This window comes from Microbacterium sp. WCS2018Hpa-23 (genome assembly GCF_031843845.1).
In the GTDB taxonomy this organism is placed as follows: domain Bacteria; phylum Actinomycetota; class Actinomycetes; order Actinomycetales; family Microbacteriaceae; genus Microbacterium.
Window position 1 is genome coordinate 574,587 of the sequence record NZ_JAVTIZ010000001.1, and the last position, 21,092, is coordinate 595,678.

A 21,092-nucleotide genomic window follows, 5' to 3' on the forward strand; every position below is an offset into this window, starting at 1 on the left:
TGGCCGCAGCGGTCGCTGCGGCCACTGACCGTGATCAGTCTTCGTCGGGATAGGGCACGGGCCAGTGCGAGTCCGGCACCGGCCATCCCGCTGCGCGCAGAGCGCGGCGAGCGAGCTCGCGCGCCGAATAGGGGGTGCGCACTCCGCGGATGTCGCGGTAATCCTGATGTCCGGGGCCGGCCCACAGGATCGAGTCGCCCTCGCCGACGAGGCCGACGGCAGCGACGATGGCCGCCTCGGGCGGCGAGTACTCGTGGATCTCCGCGTCCGGGCGTGCGCGGCGGGCTCCGGCGACCAGAGTAGCCCTGATCGATTCCGCGTCCTCGAAGCGAGGGTGGTGGTCTGTGACGACGAGGATGTCGCTGCCTTCGACGGCCGTGCGAGCCATGTCGTAGCGCTTGCTCGCGTCGCGGTCGCCGTCTGCGCCGAAGAGCATCAGCACTTTGCCAGGGGTCACGCGGCGCACTGCTGCGAGAGTCTTCTCGAAGGCGTCGGGGGAGTGCCCGAAGTCGACGAAGACGACGGGGCCCGTGTCGCCCGAAACCAGCTGTGTGCGACCGGGCAGGTGGGCGTCGATGCCGCCGTCGCGCTCGAGGGCTGCCACGATGCGGTCCCACGCGTAGCCGCCCTCGAGCAGCATCACGATCGCCAGAGCGGCGTTCGCGGCCATGTGAGGGCCGATCACCGGGACGGTGGTTGTGAGGGATCCGGCGGGACCCGTCAGCGTGAAGGTGGTCCCGGACGCGCGTTCGTCATCGATCGCGACGACCCAGTCGGCGCGAGCCGCGGCAGCGGGGTCGGCCGCGATGGACGGCGTCCCGACGGTGACGACGGGGATCTCCGCTCGTTCCACCACGATCGCCCCGTTGGGGGAGTCGAGGCAGACCACACCGCGAGTGGCGCGGTCGGGGCGGAAGAGCGGGAGCTTCGCCTCGAAGTACTCCTGCATGTCGGCGTAGTCGTCGAGGTGGTCGTGGCTGAGGTTCGTGAATCCGGCCACATCGAAGCGGATGCCGTCGACCCTGTGACGCGAGAGCGCCTGGGCGCTGACCTCGACGGCCACGGCTTCGACGTCGCGCTCGCGCATCAGCGCGAGCAGTGCGTGCATCTCGGATGCCTCGGGGGTCGTGAGTCTCGAGACGATGACCTCTCCGGCGATGTGCCGCTCGGCGGTCGAGGAGAGCCCGGTGACCACGCCGAGCTGGTCGAGGATTCCCTCGAGCAGGTGCGACACGCTCGTCTTGCCGTTGGTTCCGGTCGTGGCGAACAGCAGCGGGAGAGGCTCGCCTGCTCCGGTGCCGTAGACCCAGGCGCTCAACGCGCCGAGAACCGCGCGCGGGTCGTCGACGACGAGCACGGGCAGGCCCGCGGGCTCGGCGATCTCGGCGCCCGCCTCGTCGGTGATGATCGCGACGGCGCCCTTCTCGGCGGCGGTGACCGCGAATTCGGCGCCGTGGCGGTTCACGCCTCGGATCGCGACGAAGGCCTCGCCGGGGCGGAGGTCGGCGGTGGCGAGCGTGATCCCCGACAGGGTGACACCGCTCACCTCCCCGCGGACGTCGCGCGCGAATCGAGAGGCTAGTTCGGACAGCTCACGCCGGGGCGGGTTCGCGGGGCGGAGCACGGGAGGCAGGCTCGGTTGTTGTTCAATCGACATGTCGCATCCATGTTCTCACGGCTCCGGAGAGATCACGGGGTGCGGCACGTCCCCTCGGCCCCATCGAGCCGAGGAGACGCGCCAGGACGTCACGCCTTGCGGCGGTAGGCCAGCACGGAGACGACGAGCGCGGCGACGCCCGCGACGAGGCCGCCTGCGCCGAGCGCCGTGCCGAGCGCGTTCGAAGCCCCTGACTCATCGGCGGCAGCGGAATCGGCGTCGTCCGCGTCTGCGGCTTCGTCCGCAGAGTCGTGATCGCCGTGGCCGTCAGCGGCCGCGGCGGCGACCTCGACCACGGGAGCGGGCGCGTCGAGGCTGTGCGGGTCCTCGCCGTCCTCTGCGAGCTGCGTCCATTCGGTGCTGCCTTCGACGCAGGTCTGGATCACGGGGAACGCGAGCGATTCGGGGGTCTTCTCGTCGAGCCCGACCGACATGCTGACGGCGCCGCGCAGCTCGTTCGGCACCGGTGTCACGGCGGTGTAGGTCACGGCGCTGACGAGGCCGTCGTCGCCCTTCTCGATGTCGATCGTCCAGTCGCTGTCCATGGTGGGTGCGACAGAGGCAAGCCCCTCGGGCATCGTCACCTTCAGCGAGGTGGTGGGTGAGTTGTCACAGCCGTGGGCGAACGAGAAGGTGAGCACGCCGTGGTCTCCCGCAGTGAGCTCATCGGGGCTGACGCTGACGTGCGCACTGGCCATCGCGGGGATCGCGAGGGCGAGCACCGCGCCTCCGATGAGTCCGGTGGCGAGGTTGCGGCGAGTGGTGATGTTACGACGGGTGGTGGAACGCATGGTGGAACTCCTGATTCCTGTCGTGCGGGCGCGCAGAGATGAGCGCGGCATCCGCGGGGTGAGGAAACGCCTCGATGAGGCGACGTGACGATCAGATGATCGTCGGGGGTCCTCGGCGTGACAGGGAGACGGAGAGAGCGCGATCGACCAGCAGCGGCAGGGCGAAGACGGGAGAGATCGGATGCCGGTGGCTCGCACGGAATGCGGTGACCGCACGGCGCAGCTGCGCCTGCATCCACCCGGCGACCGCACGCACCATCGATTCGCCGTGCCAGACCAGTGCGATCGTCATCACCGCTGCGCCCAGGTGGCCGATGACCATGAGCAGGTCGGGGGCGGTCGCTGCCGCCGTCGGGCCGAGGGCGGAGAGATCGAGGTGATGCTGGTGCCCGGAGAGCACGGTGGTCCCGGTCGGAGTGCCCAGCAACTGGAACACGACGTGGAAAACCGCCTGGCTGACCAGTACGGTCGCCGCGACTCGAAGCCGTGAGGCTCGCCCGCCGATGATCAGAGCGGCGATCGGGACGACGAGCGTCATGACCGCGACGACCAGCAGCGGATGCGGCGCGGCGCCCCCGGCAATCGTGTGAGACGTCGCAGCGAGGAGCGTGGCGACCGCCGATGCCGACGCCGCGCGCAGGAGTCGCAGCTGGCGGGAGGTCACCGAACAAGCCTAGTGGGCCTGCCCGGCGGACCCTGTCGCGGCGTGGGGCTTATTCCTAGGCTGCGAGCACTAGCTTGGGGGAGTGGAAGCACTGCTCTATCTGGGTGGCATCGTGTTCATGCTGATCGGCCTCGGCCTCTCGATCGGCCTGCACGAGGTCGGCCACCTCCTGCCCGCGAAGCTGTTCGGCGTTCGCGTCGGCCAGTACATGATCGGCTTCGGGCCGAGGCTCTGGTCCAAGCGGATCGGCGAGACGGAGTACGGCTTCAAGCTCCTGCCGCTCGGCGGCTTCATCTCGATGTCGGGGATGTACCCGGCATCCACCGCATCGGGGCCCGCGAAGGGCGTCTTCCGGGCTCTCGTGCAGGACGCGCGATCCGCGAACGACGAGACGATCGCGGAGGGCGCAGAGGATCGGGTCTTCTACCGTCTGCCCGTGTGGAAGCGCGTCATCGTGATGCTCGGCGGCCCGCTGATGAATCTCCTCCTCGCGATCGTCATCTTCACCGTCCTGTTGGCGGGCATCGGAGTCCAGCAGGGAACGACCACGATCGCATCCGTCAGCGAGTGCGTGCTGCCGGCCGGCTCCACGGCGACGGAGTGCTCGGCCGACGACCCGGCGACGCCGGCCGCGGAGGCGGGGATCAAGCCTCGCGACGTGTTGGTGTCGGTGGCCGGTCAGTCGGTGTCGACCTTCGCGGAGGCGACCGCGATCGTGCAGGCCGCTCCCGGCGAGACCCTCGATCTCGTCGTTCTCCGTGACGGCGTGGAGAAGACACTGAGCATCACGCCGATCGAGGCCGAGCGTACGATCACGGATGCGAGCGGACAGCCGGTCATCGGGGACGACGGCCAACCCGTCGTCAAGGAGGTCGGCTACGTCGGCATGGGTGCGCAGATGGGCTTCGTGCAGCAGCCGTTGTCAGCCGGCCCGCAGATGGCCGGCGACACCGTCGCGCGGGTCGGCTCGATGATCCTCACCCTCCCCGTCCGCATCTGGGAGACCGGCGTGTCTCTGGTGACGGGAAGCGAGCGGGATCCGAACGGACCGCTGAGCGTCGTGGGCGTCGGTCGTATCGCCGGCGAGGTCGCAGCCACGGACGCGCCGATCCTCAATCGCTTCTCCATTCTGCTGAGCCTCCTCGGCTCGCTGAACGTGGCTCTGTTCGTGTTCAACCTGATCCCGCTGCTGCCGCTCGACGGAGGCCACGTCGTCGTCGCGCTGTGGGACGGCATCCGTCGCGCCTGGGCGAAGCTGTTCCGTCGTCCGCCGCCCGCGCCCGTCGACGCCACCAGGCTCGTGCCGCTGACCGTCGTCGTCGCCACTCTGCTCATCGTCATGGGCGCCGTGCTGCTGCTCGCCGATGTGTTCAACCCGGTGAAGATCTTCGGGGGCTGATCCTGGTCGGCAGCTGATGCTGGTTCGGGGACTGAGCGGGGACCAGTCGCAGCGCTGCTCAGGCGAGTGCGTGCGAGACCAGACGCTCCAGAGTGCGGATGCCGTCGCGGGAGAGGATCGACTCCAGGTGGCCCTGCACCGATGCGAAGTGCTCGCCGCGCAATGCGTAGACGTCTCCTGACACGGGGTCTGCGGACACCTCGGCGGCACCCACGGATGTGGTTCCCGGTGCGACCCTGGCGGTGAACGTGTTGTAGAAGCCGATCGACGCATCCTCGCCGAACACGGGCACAGCCTTCTGCAACCCCTGATGCGGTGCGCCGAGCGGGGCGAGGCCGATGCCGAGGCTGTCGCTGAGGATCTGATGGCTCAGGCAGACCGCGAGCAGCGGTGCGCCTGTGTCGACGCGGCCCGAGACGACCTGTCGCATCCGGGCGATGCGCTCGCTGTCGGTGTCGCGAGGGTCGCCGGGGCCGGGGCCGGCGACGACGAGGTCGGCGGAGTCGAGCTCCGTGTCTGTCACCTCGCTCCATGCGCGGATCGTGACGTCGAGTCCCAGGTGGCGGAGCTGGTGGGCGAGCATCGTCGTGAACCGGTCCTCGGCGTCGACCACGATCGACGTCCTCCCCGCGAACGGACCTGTGAGGTCGTCGCCCTGGGGGTTCAGCCAGAAGTCCGCGAGTCGCGCGTTGCGCGAAGAGAGCAGTGCCGCGACCGTGGGGTCGGACGCGAGGGACTGCGGTGCGCCCGGTGCATCCGCGTCCTCGCGGGCCTCAGCAGCACTGTCTCGGTCGATCGCGCCGATCGCGCCGAGCACTCCGGCCGCCTTGCCATGGGTCTCCGACACCTCTCCGTGAGGGTCGGAATGGCGCACGAGCGTCGCCCCCACGGGCACACTGAGCGAGCCGTCCTTCAGATAGACGGTACGGATGAGGATGGGAGCGTCGAGATCGTGCCCGCCTTCGGCATTCGGGGTGAACAGCGCTGCGACGCCGGAGTAGTACCCGCGCGGCTTCTTCTCGTGGCGGCGGATGACCGCGCACGCGTTCTGCATCGGCGAGCCGGTGACGGTGGGCGCGAACATGGTCTCGCGGAGGATGTCGCGAGGATCGAGCGCGCTGCGCCCGCGGAGCATGTACTCGGTGTGAGTGAGGCGCGACATCTCCTTGAGGTGCGGCCCGGTGATGCGTCCGCCGTCGGAGCAGACGGCGCTCATCATCTTGAGCTCCTCGTCGACGACCATGAACAGCTCCTCGGTCTCCTTCGTGGAGGAGAGGAAGTCGACCAGCGTGTCCTTGGTGGCACCGCCGGCGGGGTGCCGGAAGGTGCCCGAGATCGGGTTCATCGTGACGACGCCGCCGCGGGCGACGACGTGCGCCTCGGGGCTCGCGCCGACGGCGATGTGCCCGGGGGTGACGACGGCGAAGGTCCAGTAGGCGCCGCGCTCGTGTGTGAGCAGGGCGCGGAACCACGTGAGTGCGGCAGTGCGGTCGTCGACGTCGATCTCGGCGGTGAAGTCGCGGCGGATCACGAAGTTGGCGCCTTCGCCTCGGCCGATCTCGTCGGCGATCACCGTCTCGACGATCGCGGCGTACTCCTCGTCTGCGGTGTCGAATCCGCCGTCGCGGAGGGGGACGGCGGCGGACGGCAGATCGGCGACCAGCGCAGGCGCCGGGAGATGCAGGTGCTCGTCGACCACGATGCAGCGCAGCGGCGCTCCGTCGTCCTGGGCGACGAATCCGCGCTCGCGCACTTGCCGGTACGGCACCATGGCGAAGATCTCGCGCGGAGTCCCGTCGATCGTGAGCGGGATGTCGGCGAGCAGGTCGACGTCGACGACCTCACCCGTGAGCAACTCGACGGTGTCGGCGCCGTCGCGCGCGATCAGCACGAACGACGCCGTGGGATCTGCGGTGAGCTCGGCAAGACGTGAGAGGGTCATCGGTGTCTCCTGTGCATGGCTCCGGCTCGGCTCAACGAAAAGACCGCCCCGGAGGCGGTCTGGATTCGTGGGAACGCGAACACACCGCCTAAGAGGCGGGCCACCAGGTGAAGTTCGCGAGCATGGGCTGAAAACTATCACACCGTGCACTGTCGCCCCGGCCGGATGACGCGCGTCCGAGCCGCGCGACATCCAGCCTGCGTGCATCCAGGCGGCGTAGGCTGGGAGTTGTGCCAGCCGTGAATCTTGGGATGCCGAAGATCCCCGAAGTCCTCGCCCCTCGCCGCAAGTCTCGCCAGATCAAGGTGGGCAAGGTGCTCGTCGGCGGTGACGCCCCCGTCACCGTGCAGTCCATGACGACCACGAAGACGACGGACATCAACGCGACTCTCCAGCAGATCGCCGAGCTGACCGCATCCGGATGCGAGATCGTCCGTGTCGCCGTCCCCCATCAGGATGATGCCGACGCGTTGAAGATCATCGCGATGAAGAGTCAGATCCCCGTGATCGCGGACATCCACTTCCAGCCGCGCTACATCTACACCGCGATCGACGCCGGATGCGGCGCTGTGCGCGTGAACCCGGGCAACATCCGCGAGTTCGACGGCAACGTCGGCAAGATCGCCGAGGCCGCCAAGGCCGCCGGCGTCTCGCTGCGCATCGGCGTGAACGCCGGCTCGCTCGACCGACGCATCCTCACCAAATACGGCAAGGCGACGGCAGAGGCTCTCGTCGAGAGCGCCGTCTGGGAGGCTTCGCTGTTCGAGGAGCACGACTTCCACGACTTCAAGATCTCGGTCAAGCACAACGACCCGATCGTCATGGTCAAGGCGTACCGCCTTCTCGCCGAGCGGGGCGACTGGCCGCTGCACCTCGGTGTGACCGAGGCAGGACCGGCGTTCCAGGGCACGATCAAGAGCGCCACCGCGTTCGGCATCCTTCTCGGCGAGGGCATCGGCGACACGATCCGCGTGTCCCTCTCGGCGCCGCCCGCCGAAGAGGTCAAGGTCGGGCACCAGATCCTGCAGTCGCTGAACCTCCGCGAGCGCAAACTCGAGATCGTCTCGTGCCCGTCGTGCGGACGCGCGCAGGTCGACGTGTACACGCTCGCCGAGAACGTGACCGAGGGCCTCAAGGACATGACGGTGCCGCTGCGCGTCGCGGTCATGGGCTGCGTCGTGAACGGACCTGGCGAGGCTCGTGAGGCAGACCTCGGAGTCGCCTCCGGCAATGGCAAGGGCCAGATCTTCGTCAAGGGCGAGGTCATCAAGACCGTGCCCGAGGCCGACATCGTCGCGACACTGATCGAAGAGGCCAACCGGATCGCCGCAGACATGGGACCCGAGGCGCCGCTCGGCACCGCACAGGTCGTCACGGTCTGAGTGTCGGGACGCGTGAGATGACGTCGCCGAAGCCAGCCGTACCAGCCCCCGTCCAGGCGCTTGTCGATGCGATCAACGCAGCCGACACCGATGCCTTCGTCGGTGCCTTCACTGAAGAGGGCTTCGTGAGCGACTGGGGCACCGTCAAAGCGGGGCGCGACGGCGTGCGCAGCTGGGCCGACACCGACGCGATCGGCGCCGGAGCCCGGATGACGGTCCTGTCCGCGACGACGGAGGGCGACACCACCCGCATCCGATTCGGGTGGACCAGCAGCGTTTTCACCGGAGAATCCGATGGGATCCTCGTCGTCGACGGGGACAGGCTCGCGAGCTTCACCATCCCGCCGTCCCACTGATTCGATCGCACGACCCCTCCTGCGGGGGGCGGCGCTCGTCATGAACCTCTCAAGGAGCCCCATGTCCTCGTCAACCGTCGTGTCCTTCGCCGGCGGCGATGTCTCGGGATCGAGCACTGTCGCCCGGGTCGAATCGACGTCCGCAGGCACGGTCGTCGTCGTGGACGCGACGCCGTTCCACCCGGTCGATCACACCTGGCCGGATCAGCCGGGCGACAGCGGCGAGATCGCTTTCGAGGGGTCCGCCGTCCGCGTCACCGAGGCTCTGATGGTCGCGGTGTCTGACGAGGGCGAGTTCGCGGTGGGATCCGACATCCCAGCGAAGCGCGGCGCTGAGGGTTGGACGTGGCTCGTCGGCCATCCTCTCGAGGGCGAGACCCCGTCCTGGCTGGTGGAGGGCGCACGCGTGGAACTGTCGGTCGACTCGTCCCGTCGGGCCGGTCTGAGTCGAGGACACACAGCCTGTCACCTGGCGTCTCTGGCGCTTGATCTCGCCCTCGCGGATCTGTGGCGCAAGGATCCGGGAGAGGATGCCCTGGGCGCCCCGAACTTCGAGGGCAAGGCCAATCAGTCCAGCCGCATCCATGCGGACGGTGCGGTCGACGAGTACCGGCTGGGCAAGAGCTTGCGCAGGGCAGGATTCGACACCGAGACGTTCGCGGCGACGCTCGCGGAGCGTGAGGCGTCGATCAACGCACGGCTGGCCGACTGGGTCGCGTCGGGCGCGTCGAGCCGAGTGGTGACCGAGGGGCCGACGATCGTGGACAGCCGCAGCTGGCACTGCGAGCTTCCTGAAGGCACGGCTGAAATCCTGTGCGGCGGCACGCATGTGGCATCCCTCGCCGAGTTCGTCTCGATCTCGGTGACGCTCGACCTGACAGATCCGCAGCTTCTGGTCATGACGACGCGGGCAGTGCCCGCTTCCTGAGCCAGGTCATCGCCGGAGGTTGCTCAGCGCACGAGGTTGCTCAGCGCGCGAGTCTGCTCAGCGCACGAAGCCGCTCTGCACCCGGCCGCCGGCACGATCGAGCTCGTCTTCCACACGGGCGGCGAACGTCGCGTAGTCGCGGTCGAGCAGTGGGGTGCTCAGCAGCTCGGTGCGCTCGCTGCTGAGGTTTCGGAGCCGCCTCGGAAGCCATTTGCCCGTCGCTATCCAGCGTCCCTCGCTGAGAAGAATGAGCTCTGCGATCCTCTCGAACAGGATCGACGCCTCGGCATGCTGCTCGAGGGAGTCTGTGGCATCTCTGAGGTCGTCGAGCACATCGGTGATGACGTAGCGACGGAATGCGGACTCCTGCGCGCTGAGTGAGGGGCCCGTGTCGAGGACCGTCTGCCATCGACGGCGGAGAGCGGCGAGGCGGCCGTCGTCTCGGATCGCGGTGCCTTCGACGAGCATGTGCACGGTCACCGGTCGGTGCTGTGCGATGCCTCGGTCGGCCCATTCGTCGAAACCTGCCGGTGTATAGGCGAACACCTCGAAGATCTCGCCGTCGAACTCGTGGGTCGAGGCCTCGCTCGTCTGGTCTTCGGCGTGGAAGAGCTCTTCTCCGAGGAGCAGCAGGTCGATGTCGCTCGTCAGGGTGCGCTCGCTGCGTGCGGTGCTTCCCGCCACGATGGCGACGACTGCACCGGGGTAACGGGCGGCGACGAATCGTTCAGCGACGGCGAGGTGGTCCACGCCGCAAGCGTAACGTCCGTCCGTGCGCGTTCCGACGTCAGCGGCGCGGTCAACGGAGGGCTGCGCCGAGTCGAGCTCCGAGGCCCCCGGCGAGCACATGCGCCTGAGTGAGCGGGATCCACCGGCATGTCCACGAGATGGGTGGGCCGCCGGACGCCGGCTCGGCTTCGCCGGCCTGCCAGACGGCGGAGACCTCGGGATCGGCGACCTCCAGCCGGAAGTAATGTCGGAGAGCCACTTCATCGCGAAACGGGGCGAGGTCGTAGAACTCGACGCCGAGGCTGCGCGTCACCGTGCCACGGAGACCGGTCTCCTCGAACAGCTCTCTCTCAGCGGCCTGAGCAGCACTCTCGTCATCGCGCACGGTGCCCGCAGGAACCTGAACGCCGGTGGCGAGTATGTCGGTGTCGTCGTGGGTGAAGACGAGCAGGAGACCCTCCGCGATGACGTAGCACACGGCTTTCTCGACGACGTTGATCTGATGCGCAACTGCCGTTTCGTCCAGACGGCGTGCATCGCCGATGATCCTGTCCACCCATCGATCTCGCGGAAGCCGGGCGATCTCCGCCGTCGTGAACCACCCCGTCTCGATGAGCTCCCCGTCTGCGAACACGAACTCGGAGTCGGCCGGAATCGAGCACGAGTAGGCGATCGTGGTGTAACCGACACTGTCGCCGTTCGGATAGCTCACGATCAGATCCTCGCCCCCGTACGCACCCACGATTCCGTGGACGGTGGCGGCGACGCCGATCTCCTCGTGCACCTCCCGGAGCAGCGCATCCTCCGGCTTCTCGAGCGGCTCGATTCCGCCGCCGAGGAGTCCCCAATCGCGCGAGTGCGCTTGCCGGCAGAGCAGAAATCGATCGTCTCGCCGGATGACCGCCGTGACGGCGGGGAGCAGAAGGAGAGCATGACCCACACGCTCGCGAAGGTCGCTCAGATATGGCGAGATCGGCATGGCCCAGAGCCTAGGCGGTCAGACGGAGAACTCGATCTCACCGCGGCTGATGTCGGCGCGTACGACGTGGAGCTGCACGACGGCTCCGGGAGCGGCACCGTCCGGAATCGGGGCCGAGGCGGTGACGGCAGGATCGGCGATCTGGACCGTCGCCCGCTCGCCGCGGATCTCGATCACGGTCGCATCGATCGTGGAACCGACCAGGGGAGTCATCAGCGCGGCCTCGACGCAGTTGATCGTCGCGGAATCGAGCCTGGACGCGCGCTGACCGGACTCCTGCATCAGTGCCGGGAGATCAGCGAGAGACTCGCGGACCCAGGCCGGCACCTCGCGCCCCTCGGACACGGCGAGGCAGATCGCGAGCGACCAGCGATCGACGAGACGACGCAGGGGCGCCGTGGCATGCGCGTACGGTGCGGCGATCGCCGCCTGCTCGGTGTCGGACGGCACCGAGCCGTCGAAGGTCACGTAGCCCGCTCCGCGGAAGAGCGACGCTGCCGCCTCCAGAATCGGGAGTGTCATGGGGTCTGCGCGATCCAGCTCGCGCAGGTAGTCGCCGTACCGGCCCGTCGTCCAGGGGCGACCGAGCGCCTCGGTCTGATGCCGGAACGCATCGAAGGACTTCTCGTCGGGCTGTGGCATCGTGCGCAGGATGCCGATGCCGGCCTCGATCATCAGGGAAGCTGCCGCCATACCCGTCATGAGGGACAGCTGAGCGTTCCATTCCTCGACGGGAAGCGGGTGCCGACGTTCGATCGAGTAGGTTCCGTCGACTCCTCGCACGACCTCCTCGTCCGGGAGATTCAGGCTCGCGCCGCCTCGGAGCTTCTCCAGCGCGATCCGCAGAGCGCCGATCTCCGGAAGCAGGGTAGCGGGGCCTTCCTCGCCCCGGTCGAGCGCCGCCTGGGTGCTGACGTAGTCGAGCTGCGCGCGCGAGCGGATCAGGGCCCGGTCGAGCTGGGAGTCCTCGACGACCCCAGCAGAATCGAGGGCGAAGGTCCAGACGAGCGCGGGGCGATCCACATCCGCCAGCAGCGATGCGCGATCCTCGCTCAGCACCTTCGGATGCAGAGGGATGGTGCCGTCCGCCGCGTACAGCGTCTGGCCCCGACGACGGGCCTCCGCGTCCACCGCACCGCCGGGAACCACGAATCCGGGCACATCGGCGATCGCATAGCGAACGGTGTATCCGCCTTCCCGCCGCTCGAGGTGAAAGGCCTGGTCGAGATCACGAGAACCGCGTGGATCGAGGGTGGCGAACGGGACGTCGCGCAGGTCGAGTTCGGGAGTCGCAGCATCCGAAGCGGCCGCCTCCGTCAGCACCGTGGCCGGAAAGTCAGCGGGAGCGTCCAGAGACTCCTGGAGGGCGGCGAGCGCCGCGGTGAGTTCCGTCTGCGTGGCGGACGGAGCAACGTGGGATCGGCGCTGAGGCATGACCCCACACTATGTCGCCCGCTGCGGGGGACGTGTCTCCGGCCGGCGGGTGCGATGGGGGAGAAGCTGACAGAGCACTGCCGACGGCGCGACGAGGCCCCGCGTGGCACCTCCAACGCGTGACGATCATCTCCGGAGTCTGTGGCTTCGGACGGAAACCTCTTAGAAGGGCGGTGGCATGTCCCCTTCCGTGACGGTGGTGGTGTTCTGCGCCGGGGGCTTGTCGATGTACGTCTGTCCGGTCGGGCTGGTCCACGCGAAGACACCGTCGCCGAGGCGTTCGACATGCCACGGTGTGAGATGTTTCAAGGAGTGGTGGCGCCGGCAGAGGTCGCCGAGGTTGTCGTTGTCGGTGGCCCCGCCTGTGGCGTGATCGAGGGTGTGGTCGAGGTCGCAGTCTCGGGCGGCATAGCCGCAAGTCGGGAATCGGCATCGCTGGTCTCGGGCGATCAGGTGTCGTCTCATGGCGGCGGACGGTCGGTATCGGTCGACCGCGAGCAGGGCCCCGGTGATCGGATGGGTCAGGACCCGATCCCACCCGGCCGCCGTGCCGGCGAGCAACCGCGCGGTGCGGATGTCGATCGGGATGCACCCGTCGAGTTCAGCCGGCGCAGTGCTCGCGCCGATCAGCGACATCACGGGGACGGTGATCGACACGGTCGCTCGGATGGCTCCGAGCATCCCCTCTGCGGTGTCGTGTCCGGCCGGTGCGCCGGTGAGCAGGAGGTCGAGGGCGACGTCGCAGCGGGCCTGCCCCAGCGTGCGCTCGTCACGAGATGACGCGTCCCGGGACGACCGAGAACTGGATCCGTTCGACGAATCAGCGAGGGCCGCGTTCGCCATCGCGGTGACCCTCTCGAACGCGCCGCGCACGAGCGCGGCCGGGCCGAAGACGCTCAGCTCCGCCATCCCATCGGCCCGGTTCTTCATCCACACGCGACGCTCCTTGCGGGCATCGGCGTGACGGGCGTCGATGCTGCGCGGCTGCAACCGGTCCGCGACCCGCCTCGCCATCCGACCCACCCGGTTCGGGGATTCGGTCTGTGCGAACGCGACAAGCTGCGCGGCATACGCATCGCGCGCGGCAGGATCGTCAAGGTGCTGGCCCGCATCGACGATGACCCGCGCATGTGCGGCGCTGATGAGACCTGCACCCTGCGCCCGCCACACCCGCGGGAACCGTGACACCATGACCTCGGCATCGAGCATGTGCCGCTGCACCGTCCGGTCGCTGGCCCGCAGAGCTGCGCCGAACTCAGCCGCGACCGCCCGCGTAGCCAGATCGACCCCGTCTGCCGTCGCCTCCTCGGCCTGCCCGGCCGCCTCGACGGCGATCCGCGACCCGAGAGCGAGGAGTCCGTCACGCGCGGCCAACAACGACCCGATCGTGCGATCGACCTCGACGAGCATCTCGGTGACAGCACCGAGCGCACCCATCTGCTCCACCGTCGCGTCCATCAGTGCCGTCATGCCTGCATCACACCACGGACCACAGACATTCCCGCCCCAGTTCAGGGGAGAAAACCCGCCCCTAGGTCGAGAACATCGACATGCCGGAACACGACAATGGCTTGCAGGGAGAACCGCGCCGTGGGGTCCGAGTCGATGAAGGTCGACGCACTGTCCGGAACCTGTGACTTCCGTGTCCCTCCGGCCCCGACCGGAATACTGGGCGTTAGCGTGGGGGCATGACCACTGCTGCGAAAGCCCAGACCCTGATCGGACTCTACGAAGCACCGGAGATCCTCCGCGTCGTCAATGTGTGGGACGTCGTGTCCGCCCGAGCTGTCGCGAAGCTCCCGGAGACGAAGGCGATCGCCACCGCGGGACACGGTATCGCCGCCTCCTTCGGATTCGAGGACGGCGCCATCACCCGCGACATCATGATCGACATGGTCGGGCGCATCGCGGCATCCGTCTCCGTTCCTGTGACCGCTGATCTCGATGACGGTTACGGTGACGCAGGCGAGACCACGCGTCTCGCGATCGGCGCGGGTGTCGTCGGCGCCAACGTCGAGGACCGCCTCAAGCCCTTCGACGAGTCCGTCGCCGTGGTGGAGGCCATCGTCAAGGCGGCCGAGGCAGAGGGCATTCCGTTCGCTCTCAACGCCCGCACCGACGCATTCGTGCGCGCCGGACATCGTCCCGTCGCCGAGAGCGTCGCCGACGCGATCCAGCGCGGCCGTGCGTTCCTCGACGCCGGAGCCACCGCCGTCTTCGTCCCCGGCATGCTCGACGCCAACATCACACGTCAGCTCGTCGAGGGTCTCGGAGAGGGCAAGCTCAGCGTGATCGGGCTGCCCGGCACCCTCGCGGCGTCGGAGTACGAGAAGCTCGGCGTCGCTCGCATCTCCTACGGGCCCCTTCCGCAGCGGGTCGCACTCACCGCCGTGCAGGAGCTCGCGGCGAGCCTGTACGCCGGCGGCGTGATCCCCAACGGACTCCCCGCCCTCAACTGACGCATCGCGAAAACGAGTGACCACCGGTCAGTAGACTTGCCCGGTGGTCACTCGTCTTTCGAAATTCTTCCTCCGCACGCTCCGTGAAGACCCTGCAGGCGCAGAGGTCGCGAGCCACAAGCTGCTGATCCGCGCCGGGTACATCCGGCCGCAGGCTGCCGGCATCTTCGCGTGGCTCCCGCTGGGGCTCCGCGTCAAGGCCAAGATCGAGACCGTCGTCCGCGAGGAGATGGCCGCAGCAGGCGCGCAGGAGGTGCACTTCCCGGCTCTGATGCCCCGCGAGTCGTACGAGGCCACCGGGCGCTGGGACGAGTACGGCGACCTGCTGTTCCGTCTCCAGGACCGCAAGGGCGGGGACTACCTGCTCGCTCCGACGCACGAAGAGGCCTTCACGCTGCTCGTGAAGGACCTGTACTCGTCGTACAAGGATCTTCCCCTCACGATCTACCAGATCCAGGACAAGTACCGCGATGAGGCTCGTCCCCGGGCAGGACTGCTTCGCGGACGCGAGTTCACGATGAAGGACGCCTATTCCTTCGATTCATCCGATGAGGGTCTCGACGTCAGCTACCAGGCTCAGCGGGATGCCTACGAGCGCATCTTCCAGCGTCTGGGGCTCGAGTACGTCATCGTCCAGGCGGATGCCGGAGCGATGGGCGGTTCGCGCAGCGAGGAGTTCCTGCACCCGACTCCTGTCGGCGAAGACACGTTCGTCCGCAGCGCCGGCGGATACGCCGCCAATGTGGAGGCGTTCACGACGGCCGTGCCTGACGCGATCGCTTTCGACGCGGATGCGGTGCCGGTGATCTTCGACTCGCCGAACACGCCCACGATCGAGACGCTCGTCGCGCACTCGAACGCGAACCTGGACGGCGACTACACGGCTGCGGACACGCTCAAGAACGTCGTGCTCGCGCTCACGCACCTCGACGGAACCCGTGAACTCGTCGTCGTCGGCATCCCCGGCGACCGCGAGGTCGACGAGAAGCGCGCCGAAGTCGCATTCGCGCCCGCAGAGGTCGAGACCGCCACGGCAGACGACTTCGAGAAGAACCCGCTGCTTGTGAAGGGTTACATCGGCCCTTGGTCTCCCACGGGAGCTGTGCTCGGCGAGGAATCGGCGACCGGTATCCGCTACCTGGTCGACCCCCGTGTGAGCGAGGGCACGAGCTGGATCACCGGTGCGAACCTGGACGAGAAGCACGCGCATTCAGTCGTCGCCGGGCGTGACTTCTTCGCCGACGGCATCGTCGAGATCGCGAACGTCCGCGCGGGCGATCCGGCGCCCGACGGTTCCGGTCCGGTCGAACTCGCACGCGGTATGGAGATCGGCCACGTGTTCCAGCTGGGCCGCAAGTACGCGGAAGCGCTCGGACTCAAGGTATTGAACGAGAACGGCAAGCTCGTCACCGTCACGATGGGGTCGTACGGCATCGGCGTGACGCGAATCCTCGCGATCATCGCCGAGCTGAACAACGACGAGAAGGGGCTCATCTGGCCCGCATCCGTCGCCCCCTTCGACGTGCAGGTCGTCGCCGCCGGTCGCGATCAGGTCGCGTTCGATGTCGCCGCCGACCTGTCGGTGCAGCTGGAGTCCGCGGGTCTCGACGTGCTCTACGACGACCGCCCGAAAGTGTCGCCCGGAGTCAAGTTCGGCGACGCCGAGCTCGTCGGTGTTCCGAAGATCGTGATCGTCGGGCGCGGTGCTGCCGAGGGCCAGGTCGAGCTGTGGGATCGCAGCACGGGTGAGCGCGACTCGGTCTCGGTGGCCGAGGCCATCGAAAAGCTCAGCAGGCGCTGATCGCCGTCATGAGAATGCCGCGCATCCCCATCCCGGGGTGCGCGGCATCCTCATGAGCGGGTCGGGCGTCAGCAGACGATGTGCCCGTGGTTCATGATGTCGTCATCGGGTGTGTCCTTGGTGACGAGCGACTTCAGTGCTCCCGCTGCCATGGCGATCTTCCCCTTCGCGGGCTCCCAGAACTCGCTCACGGTCGGTGTCACCTTGAGCAGGGCGATTCCGGGGGTGTCGAGGCCGTCCGCGAACCAGATCTCCAGCGACGGGGAGTAGAGCTCCTCCATCTTCGCGCGGTCGTGCACGATCGTCGCTTTGCCTGCGACCGAGACATAACGCATCCCCTTGGCATCGCAGTACGACAATCCGACGTCGTGGTGCTTGCGGGCTTCGTCGACCTTCTCGGTGTCTTCCGCGGTGAAGAACCAGATGTCGCCGGCGTCGTCCATCTGCCGCGTCGACATGGGTCTGCTCACGAGATTGCCGTCATCGTCGGTCGTCGTCAGCATCGTGAAGTCGATGTCCTCCACGAGCTCGGCGACACGTGCCAGGGCTTCAGGTCCGGTGATCTCTGTCATGTCGACAGCTTCGGACGTGCGTGACCGAGAGGCACGGGGATTGACAGGAAGAGCGCCACATGATCGCGGGCGGCGTTGCGCCGCACGCGGGGCCGATCACGCGTGACAGTCTGGAGACATGACCGAGGAACCGCTGCCGGAATCGCTGAGCTCCGAGATCAACGCCGTGCTGGATGAAGCCGGGGTCAAGACCGATCGGCGTCTGGTGATGCGCATGATGCGTACGGCGATCCTGCTGGGCGAGGACGGCACCAACAGGCTCGACCTCAAGATCGCCTCCGCGGCGCTGGCCGAGATGCGCGACGCCTTCCGACTCTTCGCGCCCTTCGAGGGAGTGCCCAAGGTCACGGTCTTCGGATCTGCCCGCACGCGGCAGGACGATCCGCTCTACGTCCAGGCGCGAGCCGTCGCCGAGGCCCTCGCCGCAGACGGCTGGATGGTCGTGACGGGCGCCGGCCCCGGAATCATGCAGGCGGCTGCTGAAGGCGCAGGACCAGCGCTCTCGCTGGGCGTCTCGATCCGACTGCCGTTCGAGGAGAAGGCGAACAGCCTCGTCGCGGGAAGCGACCACGTCGTCGCGATGAAGTACTTCTTCACCCGCAAGCTCATGCTCATCAAGGAGTCCATCGGCTTCATCTGCCTTCCGGGTGGATTCGGCACTCTGGACGAGATGTTCGAGCTCCTGACTCTGCAGCAGACGGGCAAGGCCGAGCCGACGCCCATCGTGCTGCTCGACGAACCCGGCGGCACGTTCTGGAACGGGCTCAAGCGCTTCATCGACGAGGATCTCGCGCCGACGGGAGTGATCTCCGAAGGCGACTTCGACCGCGTCGTCATCACGGACTCGGTCGAGTCGGCGGCCGCGGTGATCGCAGGCTTCTGGCGCAACTACGATTCGCTGCGCTGGGTGGGGGACACCCTCGTGCTCCGCCTCCGTACCGAACCGACCGATGCCGAGCTCGAGCGGCTCAACGAGCAGTTCGCCGGGATGCTGGTGAGCGGCCGTATCGAGCGGTCCGCGCCCCGGTCACCTGAGGTCGCCGACGACGACGTGCTGCACCTGCCGCGGCTCGCGCTCCACCTCGACCAGCGTCAGGTCGGCAACCTGTTCCGTCTGATCGGTGCGATCAACTCGCTGGATTCTGCTCCCGCGCTCTGATTCCTGCCGCGAACGAGGCGAGGTCGACCTCGTGCCCGAGGATGCGCTCGGCAGCGCGGTGGCCGGAGTAGTAGGCGGCCCCCACTGTGGCGGGCTCATCGCCCCAGGTCGCCTCACCCGCGAAGTGCAGCACGCCGTCGACGGGGCCGGCCGCGTCGTCGTGATCGTGATGCGATGACCCGACGGCCAGATGCGAGTACGACCCGTTCGAGAACGGGTCGTGCCCCCAACGGGTGATCCAGTGCGCCGTGGGCGCACCGATGGCGTCGCCGTACAGCGTGTGCAGCGCGCCGAGCACGTCTGCGACGATCTCCTCGTCGGCGAGATCCTGCATCCGACGTCCGAAGGGGCCGGCGGCGAAGGTGAGGAGGGTCGGCCGTCCGCTGACCGCCGACACGTCGTACCAGGAGTGCCAGTGCTCACCGGCCTCGCCGAGCGCACGAATCACATAGCTCTCCTCGTCCCAGAAGCGCTCCGGGAACTGGATGAAGATCTTGTTGAAGACGCCCATTCCGAGACGCTCGACGGGGCCTGCTACGGCGCTGGGCAGAGGAGGGACGAAGTCGATCGAACCGGCCTTGAGCACACCGAGCGGCACCGTGACCAGCCCGCTGCGGGCGGAGAAGTCGCCTGCGTCGGTCGTGACGACGACGCCGTCCGGCGTCCGGGCGACCCGCGTCACGATGTGCTCGAGCCGGATGTCGAGCCCGTCGGCGATCCGACGGGGGAGTTCGTCGTAACCGCGCGGGAAGATCACCTCGTCGCCGTCGATGGCGTCCTCGTCGAGTCCGTGCGCGCCGAGGTCGCCGATCCAGGCTCCGCACTGCTCCTCGACGCGGTGCCGGAAGAACTCACGCACCTCGTCGATGCGCTCCGGATCGAACCCGGAGCGGTCGAGCGCCCGCTCGGTCACATCGAGGTACGTGTCGCCGGGGGAGGACGTGGCGATCTCCTCGACCAGCAGGCGGTCGGCCGCGGCGACGTCTTCGATCCACTGCGCCGTGCTCGCGGCATCCATCGGCGTGCCGTTCCCGTCGAAGTTCTCGATCGGGCGGCCACCGGCCTGAAAGCTGCCGACCGTGTACTCGATCGTGGGGATGTCCAGCGCCTGCACGAGATCCCACAGGCGCGACCCCTGGATCCCGTGCACCCAGGATGCTCCGAGGTCGACGGGGAAACCGGCGGTCCGGTCGGTGTTCATCCGACCGCCGACGCGATCGCGAGCCTCGAGCACCAAGACTCTCTCGCCGGCGTCCGCGAGCATTCGCGCTGCGGTGACTCCCGACATCCCCGCCCCGATCACGATGGTGTCGAATGTGGTCACTGGGTCCTCCTGCGATCTGGTCAGCGCGACCGTGCGGCGGCCGCCGTGGCATGGGGCGGTGGGCACAGGGTATCGTGGTACGGATGTCGTGCGAGCACACCCGCGCGACGAGAGCTGAATAGGGAGCCGTCATGGATATCGAACTGAGTCTGCTGCGTGGGATCGAGAAGGAGAAGGCGATTCCCTTCGATGAACTCGTCTCGATCATCGAACAGGCCATCCTGACCGCCTACTCGAAGCACGTCTCCGCAGACGGAGCCACCCCCGAAGGGGTTCGCGTCGAACTCGATCGTCGGACCGGGCACGTCGCCGTGCTGCAGGTCGTCAAAGACGAAGAGGGCGCGATCATCGGCGAAGAGGATGCGACACCCGACGACTTCGGACGAATCGCGGCCTTCGCCGCCAAGCAGGTCATCAGCCAGCGTCTGCGGGACATCGCGGACGACGTCGTGCTCGGCGACTTCAAGGACAAGGAAGGCGACATCGTCGCGGGAGTGATCCAGCAGGGTCCGAATCCCCGCATGATCCACGTCGACCTCGGGGCCGTCGAGGCGATCCTTCCTCCCGAGGAGCAGGTGCCGGGCGAGGAGTATACGCACGGGTCGCGCCTCCGCGTGTACGTGACCAGTGTCGCGAAGGGCCTCAAGGGGCCGCAGATCACCGTCTCGCGCACGCACCCCGGGCTCGTCCGCAAGCTGTTCGCGCTGGAGGTCCCGGAGATCGCGGCCGGGCTCGTCGAGATCGTCTCGCTGGCCCGCGAGGCCGGCCACCGCACGAAGATCGCCGTGCGGGCCAACGACCCGGCCATCAACGCCAAGGGTGCCTGCATCGGTGAGATGGGCCGTCGCGTCCGCGCCGTCACCGAAGAGCTCGCGGGGGAGAAGATCGACATCGTCGACTTCGACCCGGAACTCGCTCCCTTCGTCGCGAACGCCCTCTCGCCGGCGAAGGTGACCAGCGCCTTCATCCTCGACGCGAACACCAAGGCGGTGCGCGCCCTGGTCCCCGACTACCAGCTCTCGCTCGCGATCGGCAAAGAGGGGCAGAACGCTCGCCTCGCCGCCAAGCTCACCGGCGCGAAGATCGACATTCAGCCCGACAGCGTCCTGGACTGACCGCTCGTCACGTCCGACTCGCGCCCTTCGCGTGAGTCGGACGGGAACACAGGTGTAAGATGGAACCCGTACGAATGTGCGTCGGTTGTCGCACGCGTGCTCCCCGCGCCGCTCTTCTCAGAGTGGTGTCCCAGAACGAGACGCTCATCATCGATGAACGTGCTGTCCTGCCGGGGCGAGGCGCGTGGGTTCATCCGACACCGGAATGCATGGATGCCGCTCTGCGGCGTCGGGCTTTCGGAAGAGCACTGCGCGTCTCCAGCGATCTGGACACGCGGAACATCGAACAGCACCCACCAAGAAACAAAGGCTGAACGGCTATGGAAACAAAGTGAACGGCTCGAAATGAGACCCGTCCGCGACTAGTGGTCTGCCCTGTCTGGGTGGACCGACCCCAGACA

The 21,092-nt window shown here is 67.9% G+C and carries 19 protein-coding genes; 9 read left to right on the forward strand and 10 right to left on the reverse strand.

Translation table 11 applies throughout. The annotated features are described in order from the left end of the window. Window positions 1-34: 34 nt before the first annotated feature. The 3 genes from RQG77_RS02650 to RQG77_RS02660 all read right to left on the reverse strand — a co-directional run bounded on the left by RQG77_RS02650 (window position 35) and on the right by RQG77_RS02660 (window position 3,112). Window positions 35-1,657 (reverse strand): UDP-N-acetylmuramoyl-L-alanyl-D-glutamate--2,6-diaminopimelate ligase, encoded by a 1,623-nt coding sequence (locus RQG77_RS02650; RefSeq protein WP_311243308.1) that lies wholly within the window; start codon window positions 1,655-1,657, stop codon window positions 35-37. 89 nt (window positions 1,658-1,746) lie between these two features. Next, a complete protein-coding gene (locus RQG77_RS02655; protein ID WP_311243309.1) occupies window positions 1,747-2,448 on the reverse strand; it encodes a YcnI family protein in 702 nt (233 codons plus the stop codon). Between the two features lie 91 nt (window positions 2,449-2,539). Next, window positions 2,540-3,112, reverse strand: coding sequence for a hypothetical protein (locus RQG77_RS02660; RefSeq protein ID WP_311243310.1), 573 nt, complete (start codon window positions 3,110-3,112; stop codon window positions 2,540-2,542). A gap of 82 nt (window positions 3,113-3,194) precedes the next feature. On the opposite strand from RQG77_RS02660, the gene RQG77_RS02665 reads away from it, so the two are divergent. After that, on the forward strand, window positions 3,195-4,511 hold the full coding sequence (locus RQG77_RS02665) for a site-2 protease family protein (RefSeq protein WP_311243311.1): 1,317 nt from the start codon (window positions 3,195-3,197) through the stop codon (window positions 4,509-4,511). A gap of 58 nt (window positions 4,512-4,569) precedes the next feature. On the opposite strand, the gene RQG77_RS02670 is transcribed toward RQG77_RS02665, so the two are convergent. Then, window positions 4,570-6,453: a chorismate-binding protein gene (locus tag RQG77_RS02670; RefSeq protein WP_311243312.1), complete on the reverse strand. Its 1,884-nt coding sequence runs from the start codon at window positions 6,451-6,453 to the stop codon at window positions 4,570-4,572. Window positions 6,454-6,683: 230 nt separating this feature from the next. On the opposite strand from RQG77_RS02670, the gene ispG reads away from it, so the two are divergent. The 3 genes from ispG to RQG77_RS02685 all read left to right on the forward strand — a co-directional run bounded on the left by ispG (window position 6,684) and on the right by RQG77_RS02685 (window position 9,119). Next, on the forward strand, window positions 6,684-7,835 hold the full coding sequence (gene ispG, locus RQG77_RS02675; RefSeq protein ID WP_187249498.1) for a flavodoxin-dependent (E)-4-hydroxy-3-methylbut-2-enyl-diphosphate synthase: 1,152 nt from the start codon (window positions 6,684-6,686) through the stop codon (window positions 7,833-7,835). 17 nt (window positions 7,836-7,852) lie between these two features. After that, the gene (locus RQG77_RS02680) at window positions 7,853-8,191 is read left to right on the forward strand and encodes a nuclear transport factor 2 family protein (protein WP_056308228.1); all 339 of its coding nucleotides are present in this window, start codon (window positions 7,853-7,855) and stop codon (window positions 8,189-8,191) included. Between the two features lie 61 nt (window positions 8,192-8,252). Continuing rightward, a complete protein-coding gene (locus tag RQG77_RS02685; RefSeq protein WP_311243313.1) occupies window positions 8,253-9,119 on the forward strand; it encodes a hypothetical protein in 867 nt (288 codons plus the stop codon). A 57-nt stretch (window positions 9,120-9,176) separates the two neighbouring features. On the opposite strand, the gene RQG77_RS02690 is transcribed toward RQG77_RS02685, so the two are convergent. The 4 genes from RQG77_RS02690 to RQG77_RS02705 all read right to left on the reverse strand — a co-directional run bounded on the left by RQG77_RS02690 (window position 9,177) and on the right by RQG77_RS02705 (window position 13,731). Then, window positions 9,177-9,869, reverse strand: coding sequence for a hypothetical protein (locus tag RQG77_RS02690; protein WP_311243314.1), 693 nt, complete (start codon window positions 9,867-9,869; stop codon window positions 9,177-9,179). Window positions 9,870-9,918: 49 nt separating this feature from the next. Further along, complete coding sequence (locus RQG77_RS02695; RefSeq protein WP_311243315.1) at window positions 9,919-10,827, reverse strand: NUDIX domain-containing protein; 909 nt, start codon at window positions 10,825-10,827, stop codon at window positions 9,919-9,921. 18 nt (window positions 10,828-10,845) lie between these two features. Beyond that, window positions 10,846-12,261 carry an RNB domain-containing ribonuclease gene (locus tag RQG77_RS02700; protein WP_311243316.1) on the reverse strand — a complete coding sequence of 472 codons (1,416 nt, stop codon included), beginning with the start codon at window positions 12,259-12,261 and terminating at the stop codon, window positions 10,846-10,848. Between the two features lie 162 nt (window positions 12,262-12,423). Then, on the reverse strand, window positions 12,424-13,731 hold the full coding sequence (locus RQG77_RS02705; RefSeq protein ID WP_311243317.1) for a DUF222 domain-containing protein: 1,308 nt from the start codon (window positions 13,729-13,731) through the stop codon (window positions 12,424-12,426). Between the two features lie 218 nt (window positions 13,732-13,949). Here RQG77_RS02705 and RQG77_RS02710 point away from each other — a divergent pair, with 218 nt between their 5' ends. Next, window positions 13,950-14,720, forward strand: a complete 771-nt coding sequence (locus RQG77_RS02710; protein WP_311243318.1) for an isocitrate lyase/phosphoenolpyruvate mutase family protein — start codon at window positions 13,950-13,952, stop codon at window positions 14,718-14,720. A gap of 43 nt (window positions 14,721-14,763) precedes the next feature. After that, window positions 14,764-16,521: a proline--tRNA ligase gene (locus RQG77_RS02715; RefSeq protein ID WP_311243319.1), complete on the forward strand. Its 1,758-nt coding sequence runs from the start codon at window positions 14,764-14,766 to the stop codon at window positions 16,519-16,521. 68 nt (window positions 16,522-16,589) lie between these two features. On the opposite strand, the gene RQG77_RS02720 is transcribed toward RQG77_RS02715, so the two are convergent. Beyond that, complete coding sequence (locus RQG77_RS02720; RefSeq protein WP_056308214.1) at window positions 16,590-17,093, reverse strand: pyridoxamine 5'-phosphate oxidase family protein; 504 nt, start codon at window positions 17,091-17,093, stop codon at window positions 16,590-16,592. A gap of 118 nt (window positions 17,094-17,211) precedes the next feature. On the opposite strand from RQG77_RS02720, the gene RQG77_RS02725 reads away from it, so the two are divergent. Beyond that, window positions 17,212-18,252 (forward strand): TIGR00730 family Rossman fold protein, encoded by a 1,041-nt coding sequence (locus tag RQG77_RS02725; protein ID WP_311243320.1) that lies wholly within the window; start codon window positions 17,212-17,214, stop codon window positions 18,250-18,252. On the opposite strand, the gene RQG77_RS02730 is transcribed toward RQG77_RS02725, so the two are convergent. Next, window positions 18,221-19,576 carry an NAD(P)/FAD-dependent oxidoreductase gene (locus RQG77_RS02730; RefSeq protein WP_311243321.1) on the reverse strand — a complete coding sequence of 452 codons (1,356 nt, stop codon included), beginning with the start codon at window positions 19,574-19,576 and terminating at the stop codon, window positions 18,221-18,223. The genes RQG77_RS02725 and RQG77_RS02730 overlap by 32 nt on opposite strands. A gap of 131 nt (window positions 19,577-19,707) precedes the next feature. On the opposite strand from RQG77_RS02730, the gene nusA reads away from it, so the two are divergent. Then, complete coding sequence (nusA, locus tag RQG77_RS02735) at window positions 19,708-20,691, forward strand: transcription termination factor NusA (protein WP_056308208.1); 984 nt, start codon at window positions 19,708-19,710, stop codon at window positions 20,689-20,691. Between the two features lie 74 nt (window positions 20,692-20,765). Then, a complete protein-coding gene (locus RQG77_RS02740) occupies window positions 20,766-21,005 on the forward strand; it encodes a YlxR family protein (protein ID WP_235559984.1) in 240 nt (79 codons plus the stop codon). Window positions 21,006-21,092 lie beyond the last annotated feature (87 nt).

Bases quoted from the DNA above. Each gene is read 5' to 3' on its own strand.
- RQG77_RS02650 (WP_311243308.1), bottom strand. From the start codon at position 1,657: ATGTCGATTGAACAACAACCGAGCCTGCCTCCCGTGCTCCGCCCCGCG.
- RQG77_RS02655 (WP_311243309.1), bottom strand. From the start codon at position 2,448: ATGCGTTCCACCACCCGTCGTAACATCACCACTCGCCGCAACCTCGCC.
- RQG77_RS02670 (WP_311243312.1), bottom strand. From the start codon at position 6,453: ATGACCCTCTCACGTCTTGCCGAGCTCACCGCAGATCCCACGGCGTCG.
- RQG77_RS02680 (WP_056308228.1), top strand. From the start codon at position 7,853: ATGACGTCGCCGAAGCCAGCCGTACCAGCCCCCGTCCAGGCGCTTGTC.
- RQG77_RS02685 (WP_311243313.1), top strand. From the start codon at position 8,253: ATGTCCTCGTCAACCGTCGTGTCCTTCGCCGGCGGCGATGTCTCGGGA.
- RQG77_RS02695 (WP_311243315.1), bottom strand. From the start codon at position 10,827: ATGCCGATCTCGCCATATCTGAGCGACCTTCGCGAGCGTGTGGGTCAT.
- RQG77_RS02700 (WP_311243316.1), bottom strand. From the start codon at position 12,261: ATGCCTCAGCGCCGATCCCACGTTGCTCCGTCCGCCACGCAGACGGAA.
- RQG77_RS02705 (WP_311243317.1), bottom strand. From the start codon at position 13,731: ATGACGGCACTGATGGACGCGACGGTGGAGCAGATGGGTGCGCTCGGT.
- RQG77_RS02710 (WP_311243318.1), top strand. From the start codon at position 13,950: ATGACCACTGCTGCGAAAGCCCAGACCCTGATCGGACTCTACGAAGCA.
- RQG77_RS02720 (WP_056308214.1), bottom strand. From the start codon at position 17,093: ATGACAGAGATCACCGGACCTGAAGCCCTGGCACGTGTCGCCGAGCTC.
- RQG77_RS02725 (WP_311243320.1), top strand. From the start codon at position 17,212: ATGACCGAGGAACCGCTGCCGGAATCGCTGAGCTCCGAGATCAACGCC.
- nusA (WP_056308208.1), top strand. From the start codon at position 19,708: ATGGATATCGAACTGAGTCTGCTGCGTGGGATCGAGAAGGAGAAGGCG.
- RQG77_RS02740 (WP_235559984.1), top strand. From the start codon at position 20,766: ATGTGCGTCGGTTGTCGCACGCGTGCTCCCCGCGCCGCTCTTCTCAGA.